Genomic DNA, 9860 nt, shown 5'->3' on the forward strand with positions numbered 1-9860 from the left:
GCGGATCAAGTACCGCCCGGGGCCGCGCTGTTCCCCCTCCGCGACGGCCAGGTGTGGGCGACGGGCGGCCCGGGCCGATCGACAGGGTGTCCGGCCGGTGGGGACGTACTCGACGCTGCGTCGATTGTCGGCGTACAGGCAGGGACGGCATGCTGCGCCCATGCCCCTCACGCCGAAGACCTCCCCCCTGACCCGCCGGTCCCTGCTGCGCGCGCTGGGTGGTGGTGCGGTGCTCGGCGGCCTGGCCGGCTGCGGGGTGCCCGCCGCCTATGTGCGGCCCGGCGAGCGTGCAGTCGCCGATCTGTCCGCCAGAGACAAGCGGCTGACCTGGGCGAACTGGCCGCTGTACATCGACACCGACGACGACAACCCGAACCGGCGGCCCACGCTTGAGGCCTTCGAGAAGCGCACGGGGATCTCCGTCAAGTACACCGAGGAGATCAACGACAACGACGAGTTCTTCGGCAAGATCAGCCCCGCCCTGATGAACCATCAGCAGACCGGCCGCGACCTGATCGTCATGAGCGACTGGATGTGCGCGCGGTTCGTGCGGCTCGGATGGGTCCAGGAGATGGACCGGGCCAGGCAGCCCCACGTGGCCAAGTACCTTGACCCGCAGCTGCGTTCGCCTGCCTTCGACCCGGGCCGCAAGTACACGGTGCCGTGGCAGTCGGGCATCACCGGCATCGCGTACGACCGCCGCCGGCTCGGCCGCGAGATCCGCCATGTCTCGGACCTGTGGGCGAGCGACCTCAAGGGGCGGGTGACCCTGCTCTCCGGCCTGGACGAGGCGTCCGCGCTGCTGATGCAGGGCAACGGCGTCGACATCACGAGGTGGACGGCTGCCGACTTCCACAAGGTCTGCGACCAGGTCGAGGGGTACGTCGCCCGTGGCCAGATCCGCCGCTTCACCGGCAACGACTACACCAAGGACCTGGTCAGCGGTGACGTCCTGGCCTGCCAGGCGTACTCCGGCGACGTCATCCAGCTCCAGGCCGACAACCCGCACATCCGCTTCGTCGTCCCCGAGGAGGGCGCGGAGCTGTGGGCCGACTCCCTGATGATCCCGGACCGCGCCGTGCACAAGAGGAACGCCGAGCGGCTCGTCGACTACTACTACGCACCCGAGGTCGCCGCCGAACTCGCCGCCTGGGTGAACTACGTCTGCCCCGTCCCCGCCGCCCAGGACGTCCTCGCCGCCGCCAAGGACGAGGACACCGCGGCCCTCGCGGAGAACCCGCTGATCTTCCCGGACGCCGAGATGCGGAAACGGCTCGTGATCGCCCGGGACATCACGTCGACGGAGCGGGTGGAGTTCGCGAAGAGGTGGAACAAGATCGTGGGGTTGTGACCCTGGGGGCGGGTTCCTTGTGACGAGGATTTTTAGTTGGCACAAAAGAGGGATAGTTGGCACCAAGATCACGATCGTTCTCCGAGGTGGCGGCGCATCACCTCGATGCAGATGGCTCGTGCGGCGTTTGACCGGTCCCGCGGATACGGCACCCCGAGGTTCATGCCGCTGTCGGTGGTGATCGGCGGCTGGTCCCAGGCGAGGTTCATCTGCGCGCCGGCCTCCGCTCGGGCCGTGGCCACGAGCGTCGCGTAGGGGCCCGCGACGGCGGATGCCTCGATCTGGAGCCACGCCTGATGGAAGGCCATCTGGGCCAGTAGGCCGCTGACTTCGTCGGTGAGCTGTTGTCGTACGGTGGAGGAGGATTTGGGGCGTCGCCGTATGCGGTACGGCATCTCCAGGTACTCCTCGACCGCCGTCAGGGCTTCGGCGAAGGTCTTGGCACGGCGTTCCCTGCGTACGGCCCGCTGGTTGAGGGTGTACGTGAGGTAGGCGCCGAAGAGGGCGATGCAGGGGACGATCAGTGCGGCGGTCTGGGCCCAGGTCCAGCCGCCGTCCGTCGCCTGTGCCGCCGCGATGACCGCCACGCACCACTCTCCAGCATGCCGTGAGGCGCATCCTCTACGAGCCACTGGCCGCCCTGCTCACCGCCGGTGAGCCGCCAGTAGTGTTCGAGGAACAAGTGTGTGCGGACAATCTCGATGAGGTCCAGCAGCCCTTTCGAACTTGTCCAGCGTCGCTCTTCCGGGTCGAGCGGGTACCAGAGGCAGAGCAGCTCCCTGACGACGCGTTCTCCAACCGGTTGATCAAGCACGATCTCCACCGCGGGACCCAGGAGATCCGCACGTTCGGCAGGGCCGCGACGCTCGCCGAGCCGGTCTTCGTGCCCGCGGCGGCCGGTGGCGCCGAGGACGACGGCTATCTGTTGGTGTTCGTCCATGACCCCGAGCGGCTCCGCCACCGACCTGGTGATCCTGGCGGCCCAGGACGTCACCGCGGCCCCCGTGGCCACCGTCCATCTGCCGGCCCGGGTCCCCCTCGGCTTCCACGGCAGCTGGATCCCCGACGCGGGCTGACAAGGAGCCCTGGAAGGCGCCCGCTTCGGAGGGCCCGAGGCGGGCCACGATCACTCGTCCTGCGGGTAGGTCGTGAAGTAGTGCTCCTTGGTCTGCGCGAGCCGGGTGCGCGCGACGGCGAAGTCCAGGACGGCGGGGCGGCCGGCCGCGTTCTCCGCGAGGGCGCGCTTCAGGGCGTCAGGTACGGCGGCCGGGTCGTCGACGCGTTCGCCGTACGCGCCGCAGGCCTCGGCCAGGCGGGCGAAGTCGGGCTGGAAGGGGAACTCGGTGTCCTGGATGCGGTTGCCGTAGGTGTGTTCCTGGAGGTCCCGGATGGAGCCGAGGGCGTCGTCGTTGAGCACGCACCAGGTGACTGCGAGTCCGTACTGGGCGGCCATCGGCACGATGTTCATGACCATTTGGAAGGAACCGTCGCCGACGAAGCACAGGGCGGGCCGCCGCGGGTGGACCAGGCGGGCGGCGGGCAGGGCGGCGGCTGCGAACCCCATGCCGTAGAAGCTGGACGGGGTGATGACGGAGCGCGGTCGGTAGACGCGGAAGAAGGGGAACGCGCCGCCGATGTGCTGGGCGAGGGCGCCGACGTCGACGCCGAGGACGGTGTCGCGGGGGAAGACGGAGCGGGCGGTGCGGATGACGCGGGCGGGATGGATCGGGGCCCTGTCGTCGAGTGCCATGCGGTCGACGGCGGCGTCGAGGGCGGTGATGTCCTGGAGGAGGCGCTCCGTGCGGCCGGGGTCGGCGTGTGTGTCCTCGGGCAGGGCGGTGAGCAGTTGCTCCAGGACTCTCTTGATGTCGCCGTTGACGGGGACGTGGGCCGGGATGGCGCGGCCCAGTTCGGCCGGGTCGATGTCGACCTGGATGTAGGTCGCGTCGGGGGACGGGAGGGCGGTGGGCTGCCAGTTGGTCTCCATCTCCTCGAAGCGGGTGCCGAGGCCGAGGACCACGTCCGCTTCGCCGAGCAGCCGTTTGGCGACCGGGTTGCGGTGGGCGCCGAGGCCACCGGCCGCGAGGGGGTGGTCGTCGGGGAGGCTGCCGCGTCCGGCGAGGCTGGTCAGTACGGGGGCCGACAGCCGTTCGGCCAGGGCGCGCAGTTCGTCGAAGGCGCCGGAGGAGGCGACTCCGCCGCCCGCGATGATGAGCGGGCTGCGGGCACCGGCGAGAGCGGCTGCCGCGGCGTCGGCGGCCGGTTGGTCGGCGGCGGGCCGGGCGGGCGGGCCGACCGGCAGGTACGGCTTGTCGGGGACGTCGAGGGTCAGCAGGTCACGCGGAATGTCGATCAGGACGGGGCCCGGCCTGCCGCCGCGGGCGCGGGCGAAGCCCTGCCGCAGGACGTCGGTGAGGAGGTCGGCCCGGTCGACCCGGACCGACCACTTGGTGACGGGGGCGAACACCTGGTCGGTGGCGACCTCCTGGCTGGCGCCCCGGTGCGCGGTCGCCGTGGCGCCGCGGCCGCCGAGCACGATCATGGGCAGGGCCCCGACGTATGCCTCCGCGACCGCGGTGAGGGTGTTGGTGACGCCCGGTCCGGCGGTGACCAGGACCACGGCGGGCCGGCCGGTGAGCTGGGCGTACGCCGCCGCCATGGCCGCCGCATGATGCTCATGGCGTACCAGGAAGCTGCTGATACCAGGCGTGCGGTGGATGGCGTCGTAGAGGGGCAGAACATGACCGCCAGGCATGCCGAAGACATGGCTGACGCCCTCGGCTCGCAGGGCATTGACGATGGCCTGACCAGCGTTGATCTCGCCCATGGCGGCGCGACTCCTGTTCTGGTGATGCTGGTTGAGGGTGTCCGGTCAGAACGGGTAGGGGGCGATCCGGGGGCGCGCGGTCAGCCACTGGGTCTCGGTGAAGGCCTCGATGTTGGCCTCGGGGCCGCCGAAGCGTGACCCGGTGCCGGAGGCGCCGACGCCGCCGAAGGGGGCGTTGGCCTCGTCGGAGACGGTCTGCTCGTTGATGTGGACGATGCCGCTGGGAACCGCGTCCGCGATGGCCATGGCGTCGCCGACGTCTCCGAGGATGCCGAGGGAGAGTCCGTACTCGCTCTCGGACGCGAGAGCGATGGCCTCCTCCGTCGTGGCGAAGGGCACGACGGGCGCCACGGGGCCGAACACCTCGTCCGTCCAGGCGGGCATCGTCGGGGTCACGGCCGCCAGCACGGTCGGGGCGTAGAAGAGGTCCTGGTAGGTGCCGCCGGCGGCGAGCCGGGCGCCGGCGGCCACGGTCCGCCGCACGAGGTCGTCGACGCGCCCGAGCTGCCGGTCGTCGATGAGCGGGCCGAGCGCGACCTGACCGGACGCCGGGTCGCCGACGGGCAGGTGGGTGGCCTTGGCGGACAGGGCTTCCACGTAGGCGTCGTGCAGGCTTTCGTGGACCAGGTGGCGGCCGGTGGACATGCATATCTGGCCCTGGTGCATGAAGGAGCCGAAGGCGCCGGCGGAGGAGGCCAGCGCCAGGTCCGCGCCGGGCAGCACGATGAGGGCGTTGTTCCCGCCGAGTTCCAGGTGCGTGCGCTTGAGATGGCGGGCACCCAGCTCTCCGACCCGGCGGCCCGCCGCCGTGGAGCCGGTGAAGGAGACGACGCGGACCTCGGGAGCGGTCACCACGGCCTCGCCCACGTCGGCGCCGCCGGGCAGTAGTTGGAGGAGTCCCTCCGGCAGACCGGCTTCCTGGAAGATCCGTACGAGGGCGACTCCGCCGCACACCGCCGTGCGCGGGTCGGGCTTGAGGAGTACCGCGTTGCCCAGCGCGAGGGCCGGGGCGACGGAGCGGATGGACAGGATGACCGGGAAGTTGAAGGGTGCGATGACGCTGACCACGCCCGCCGGGCGGCGCCGGGCGAAGCTCCAGCGTGCCTCGTCGGACGGCAGCACGGTGCCGTGCGGATGGCTGGGCAGCGCGGCGGCCTCGTAGCACTCCTGGGCGGCGATGTGGGTCTCCAGCGCCGCCTTGGCGCGGATGGCGCCGCTCTCGCGGACGATCCAGTCCTGGATCTCCTCGGCGTGCGCCTCCCACAGCGCGCCGGCCCTGCGCAGGACGGCGGCCCGCTCCCCGGGCGGCCGGGCCGCCCACTGTGCCTGCGCGGCCGCCGCTCGGGTGGCGGCCTTGCGCGCGTCCTCCGCGTCGGCCAGCCCGATGGCGCCGAGCCGGTCCCCGGTGGCGGGCTCGATGACCGGGGCGGTCCCGCCGGAACCGCCGGACCAGCCGTCGGCAAAGATCTTCGCAGTCCATGTGTCCGCGTCGAGAAGGCTCACGATGCACTCCCTGAAGTGATTAGACTTCACAGTATTGTCGTGTGTTTCAATTTCGCAAGACCTGTGCACAGATGGTCCTTCCACCTGCAGAAGTCTTGTTGCCGACATCGCCAGACTGCTTAGATGTCTTAGATTGTTGACTACTCCTCAGGAGGCAGCGATGTGCTCGATGCACCCCACGGCGGCAGCGGCGCCCCAGGCCTCGGCCGCAACCACGGCCATCGACCATGTCGGACTGTCGGTCCGTGATCTCGACGCGGCCGTCGTCTTCTACACCAAGGCCCTCGCACTCACCGAGGAGTTCCGCTTCGACGTCGAGGACCAGCGCATGCGTGTTGTGGTGCTGCGCGGCGCCGACGGCTACGCGGTGGAGCTCATGTCCCGCCCCGATTCGGTCCCCTCGCCCCCCGCGTCCGACCCGAACTCGGCCGTACTGCGCCAGGGTTACGGGCATTTCTGCCTTCGGGTGACCGACTTGGACGGCCTCTACGACCGAGTGCTCGCCGCGGGCGCCTCGGTGATCGTGCCACCGGGCCCGGCCCCCCACCCCGATGTCCGCTTCGGCTATCTCGCCGATCCTGAAGGCAACCTGATCGAGCTGATCCAGATTCGCGAGGGAGCAACGCTGTGACCGGCACACCGTTCATGGAGGGGAAGTCCGGACTGGTGACGGGCGGCGCCGGCGGTATCGGCCGGGCCAGCGCGCTCGCCTTCGCACGGGCGGGTGCCGCGGTGCTCGTCAGCGACCTGGAGAGCTGCCGGGACGGCGGGGAGCAGACGGTCGAGCTGATCGGGAAGGAGGGCGGCCGTGCCCGCTTCGTTCCCTGCGACGTCACCCGCGAAGCGGACCAGGAACGGCTGGTCGCGGAAACCGTACGAGCTTACGGGCGGCTGGACTTCGCGCTGAACAACGCCGGCGTCGAGCACCAGGCGAGCCTCGTCGACATGGAGGCCGCCGACTTCGACCGGGTCATCGCCGTCAACCTCAAGGGCGTCTGGCTGGGGCTGAAGCACCAGATCCGGCAGATGCTCGCCCAAGGCGGCACCGGCGCGATCGTCAACACATCCTCGCTGGCCGGGCTGGTGTCGCCGCCGCTGCTCGGAGCGTACGTGGCGAGCAAGCACGGTGTGCTCGGCCTCACCAAGACGGCCGCCGTGGAGTACGCGGAGTCCGGAATCCGGGTGAACGCCGTGTGCCCTGCCTCCATTCGCACACCCCTGATGGACGTGCTGACGGACGATCAGCTCGCCCAGTGGGTCAGCCGCATGGCCATCAAGCGGCTCGGCGAGCCGGAGGAGGTCGCGGCGGCGGTGGTGTGGCTCTGCTCGGACCAGGCGAGCTTCGTGACGGGGGTCGGTCTGCCGGTCGACGCGGGGGCGTCGGCGATGTGAACCCTCCGGCGGAGGAGGACGAGGCAAGTGCCGGGCGTGACCCGCGAGTTCGGGTCCCCCGGCACTCTTGTGTCCGAACACCTCTGCGTGAGACACGTCGGGCCTGCGGCCTGGTGCCGCGGGCCCGACTCACGTATGTGCTGTCAGAAGCCGTTGCACGCCCTCCACGCTGGCCGGGACCGGCGCCAGCCCCAGTGAGGCGACGATCTCCTGACACGACATCACCCTGTGCCTGTCTGACCGGCGTTCGGCCAGTGGGGATTCGAGGTTCGCGGCGGCTGACCGCGCGAGGCCGCAGCCGGGAGCACCCGCTGACGCACCGTCATACTGCGCGTCAGCGGGTGTTCGGGTCAGACGTGGTCGAGCTGCCGGACCGGGTTGGTCGCCGGGGTGTTGGCGGTCGGTGTGGGAGCGGGCAGGCGGGCGCCTTCGATGTCGACGTCGGGCAGTACGCGGTCGAGCCAGCGGGGGAGCCACCAGGCACGGTGTCCGAGCAGGGCCATAACTGCGGGGACGATGGTCAGGCGGACGACGAAGGCGTCGAAGAGCACGCCGAAGGCGAGGGAAAAGGCGATCGACTTGATGACGGGGTCGTCGGTGAAGATGAACCCGCCGAAGACGACCATCATGATCAGTGCGGCGGCGACGACCACGCGTCCGCTCCTGGCCACGCCGTGGGCGACGGCTTCGCGGGCGTCGCCGGTGTGCTCGAAGTGTTCGCGCATGCGGCTGACCAGGAAGACCTCGTAGTCCATGGCGAGGCCGAAGAGCACTCCGACGAGCAGGACTGGGAGGAAGGCCACCACGGGTGCGGCGGCGGCGACTCCGAAGGCGTCGGTGAGGTTGCCGTCCTGGAAGACCCAGACGGCGAAGCCGAGGCTGGCCGCGGTGGACAGCAGGAAGCCGAGTACGGCCTTGAGGGGGACCAGCAGTGACCGGAAGGCGATGGTCAGCAGGACGATGGCCAGGACGGTGATGATGGCGATGAACAGGGGCAGTGCGTCGGCCAGTTTGGCGGAGACGTCGATAGCGGTGGCGGTGGTGCCGGTGACATACATGACGCCGCCGGCCTGGGTGACGGCTTGCTTGTCGTTGTCGCGCATCCGGTGCACCAGGTCGGTGGTGGCCTGGTCGTCCGGTCCGGTTGTGGGGATGACGCTGAGGAGGGAGACCGTGCCGGCCTGGTTGGTCACCGGCGGGGCGACGGCGGCGACGCCGGTGTCGCCCCGCAGCGTGTCGGCCAGGTTGTCGAGGAGCGCGGTGCGCTGGGCGTCCGGGACGCGGGCGGTGTCGACGGCGACGGTGACGGTGGCGTTGTAGCCCGGCCCGAGTCCCTGGCCGAGCAGGTCGTAGCCGCGGTGCTGGGTGCTGGCGACGGGTTGGGTCTCGCTGCCGGGCAGGCCGAGACGCAGGTGGCCGACCGGCAGCGCGACGGTTCCGAGAGCCGCCAGGCAGACGAGCAGGGCGGCGACGGGCCGGCGGATGATCATGCGTGCCCAGGCCAGGCCCCACGCCCCGGCGGAGTCGGGGCGTGCGCTCCGGGAGCGGCGCTGCTTGGCGCGGGGGCGCAGCCGTTCACCGGCGAAGGCCAGCACGGCCGGCACGAGGGTGAGCGAGACCAGGACGGCGAGGAGCACGGTGAAGGCCGCGGCCAGGCCCATGACGGTCAGGAACGGGATGCCGGTGGCCGACAGGGCCGCCAGCGCGATGATCACCGTGAGGCCGGCGAACGCCACGGCGCTGCCCGCGGTGGCGGTGGCGCGACCGATCGAGTCCTGCACGTCGAGCTCGTCGTCACCCTGGCCGGCCAGCTGCTCGCGGTGGCGGGACACCAGAAACAGGGCGTAGTCGATGCCGACGGCCAGGCCGATCATCAGCGCCAGGGTGGTCGCGGTCTCGGTCATCTGGACGAACCCGGCCACGAACTCGACGCCCAGAACGCCGATCGCCACTCCGACGAAGGCGGTGACCATGGGCAGTCCGGCCGCGACCAGCGACCCGAGGGCGAGGGCGAGTACGAGGAACGCGACGACGATCCCGATGATCTCGGCAGGGCCGCTCACCGAGACGGTCGGATCCATCGCCGAGCCGTCGTACTCGACCGTGAGGCCGGCGTCCCGGGCCGGTCCCATCGCCGAGGTCAGCGCATCGGTTGCGGACTTCGGCACCTCTCCTGCCGCCTTGGCGAACTGGACGTCGGCGAAGCCGATCGTGCGGTCGGCGGACATCGTCTGGCCCGTCACCGGGTCGGACACGGAGATCACCCCGGGCACCGAGGCGGCGTTGTGCAGGCTCGAGGCGATCGCGGCCTGCTCCTTCCCGCTGAGCAGCGTGGCACCGGGCGGTGCGGCGAACACCACGCGTGCGTCGGCGCCGGCAGCTTCCGGAAACTCCTTCTTCAGCAGGTCCGTGGCCCGCTGCGCCTCGATCCCCGGCACGCTGAACTGTGTGGAGAGGTTCCCGTGGAGGGTGATCCCGAGCCCGCCCACCACCGCGAGCAACAGCAGCCAGCCCGCCACCACCCAGCGCCGGCGGCGCGCCGCCCACCGGCCAAGTGCGTACAACTTTCCAGCCATGACTGTTCCCTGTCGCCGATCCGTCGAGACGACTGCAGCCTAAGCTAAATTTGCAGTGCGCTGCAATATTGCGAGGAGCTGTAATTTTGCAGTAATCTTGGCGCCATGGTGAAGCAAGGTCTGCGGGAGCGCGGTAAGGCAAGGCGCAGCGAGGCGGTCATCCGTGCCGCCTTCGAGTTGTTCGCCGAGCAGGGCTACGACGCCACGACGG

General features: G+C 70.5%; 8 protein-coding genes and 1 pseudogene. 5 read left to right on the top strand and 4 right to left on the bottom strand.

The annotated features are described in order from the left end of the window. The first annotated feature begins 160 nt into the window (after positions 1-160). The gene (locus IH68_RS0135110; protein WP_030943273.1) at positions 161-1351 is read left to right on the top strand and encodes a polyamine ABC transporter substrate-binding protein; all 1191 of its coding nucleotides are present in this window, start codon (positions 161-163) and stop codon (positions 1349-1351) included. 68 nt (positions 1352-1419) lie between these two features. On the opposite strand, the gene IH68_RS0135115 is transcribed toward IH68_RS0135110, so the two are convergent. Next, positions 1420-1938, bottom strand: coding sequence for a hypothetical protein (locus IH68_RS0135115; protein WP_037885748.1), 519 nt, complete (start codon positions 1936-1938; stop codon positions 1420-1422). A gap of 95 nt (positions 1939-2033) precedes the next feature. Between IH68_RS0135115 and IH68_RS59525 the strand changes: the two are divergent. Together IH68_RS59525 and IH68_RS59530 are read left to right on the top strand one after the other, a co-directional pair. Continuing rightward, a pseudogene (locus IH68_RS59525) lies at positions 2034-2243 on the top strand (hypothetical protein); the annotation flags it as partial. A gap of 46 nt (positions 2244-2289) precedes the next feature. Further along, complete coding sequence (locus tag IH68_RS59530; protein ID WP_107472567.1) at positions 2290-2427, top strand: carotenoid oxygenase family protein; 138 nt, start codon at positions 2290-2292, stop codon at positions 2425-2427. 50 nt (positions 2428-2477) lie between these two features. Here IH68_RS59530 and IH68_RS0135125 read toward each other — a convergent pair whose 3' ends face one another. Together IH68_RS0135125 and IH68_RS0135130 are read right to left on the bottom strand one after the other, a co-directional pair. Next, complete coding sequence (locus IH68_RS0135125; RefSeq protein WP_030943277.1) at positions 2478-4178, bottom strand: thiamine pyrophosphate-binding protein; 1701 nt, start codon at positions 4176-4178, stop codon at positions 2478-2480. A 45-nt stretch (positions 4179-4223) separates the two neighbouring features. Further along, complete coding sequence (locus IH68_RS0135130; RefSeq protein ID WP_030943279.1) at positions 4224-5681, bottom strand: benzaldehyde dehydrogenase; 1458 nt, start codon at positions 5679-5681, stop codon at positions 4224-4226. A 160-nt stretch (positions 5682-5841) separates the two neighbouring features. Here IH68_RS0135130 and IH68_RS0135135 point away from each other — a divergent pair, with 160 nt between their 5' ends. Continuing rightward, positions 5842-6312 (top strand): VOC family protein, encoded by a 471-nt coding sequence (locus IH68_RS0135135; protein ID WP_051833884.1) that lies wholly within the window; start codon positions 5842-5844, stop codon positions 6310-6312. After that, positions 6309-7073: a glucose 1-dehydrogenase gene (locus IH68_RS0135140; protein ID WP_107057571.1), complete on the top strand. Its 765-nt coding sequence runs from the start codon at positions 6309-6311 to the stop codon at positions 7071-7073. Before IH68_RS0135135 ends, IH68_RS0135140 begins: the two co-directional genes overlap by 4 nt. Before the next feature lie 350 nt (positions 7074-7423). Here the strand turns inward: IH68_RS0135140 and IH68_RS0135145 are convergent, their stop codons facing one another. Continuing rightward, positions 7424-9649: an MMPL family transporter gene (locus IH68_RS0135145; protein WP_030943288.1), complete on the bottom strand. Its 2226-nt coding sequence runs from the start codon at positions 9647-9649 to the stop codon at positions 7424-7426. Between the last annotated feature and the right edge of the window lie 211 nt (positions 9650-9860).

Origin of the sequence: Streptomyces sp. NRRL S-646, from assembly GCF_000720765.1 — a bacterium.
In the GTDB taxonomy this organism is placed as follows: domain Bacteria; phylum Actinomycetota; class Actinomycetes; order Streptomycetales; family Streptomycetaceae; genus Streptomyces.

Excerpts from the sequence above, each read along its gene's own strand:
- IH68_RS0135125 (WP_030943277.1), bottom strand. The coding sequence starts at position 4,178 with ATGGGCGAGATCAACGCTGGTCAGGCCATCGTCAATGCCCTGCGAGCC.
- IH68_RS0135110 (WP_030943273.1), top strand. The coding sequence starts at position 161 with ATGCCCCTCACGCCGAAGACCTCCCCCCTGACCCGCCGGTCCCTGCTG.
- IH68_RS0135135 (WP_051833884.1), top strand. The coding sequence starts at position 5,842 with ATGTGCTCGATGCACCCCACGGCGGCAGCGGCGCCCCAGGCCTCGGCC.
- IH68_RS0135145 (WP_030943288.1), bottom strand. The coding sequence starts at position 9,649 with ATGGCTGGAAAGTTGTACGCACTTGGCCGGTGGGCGGCGCGCCGCCGG.
- IH68_RS59530 (WP_107472567.1), top strand. The coding sequence starts at position 2,290 with ATGACCCCGAGCGGCTCCGCCACCGACCTGGTGATCCTGGCGGCCCAG.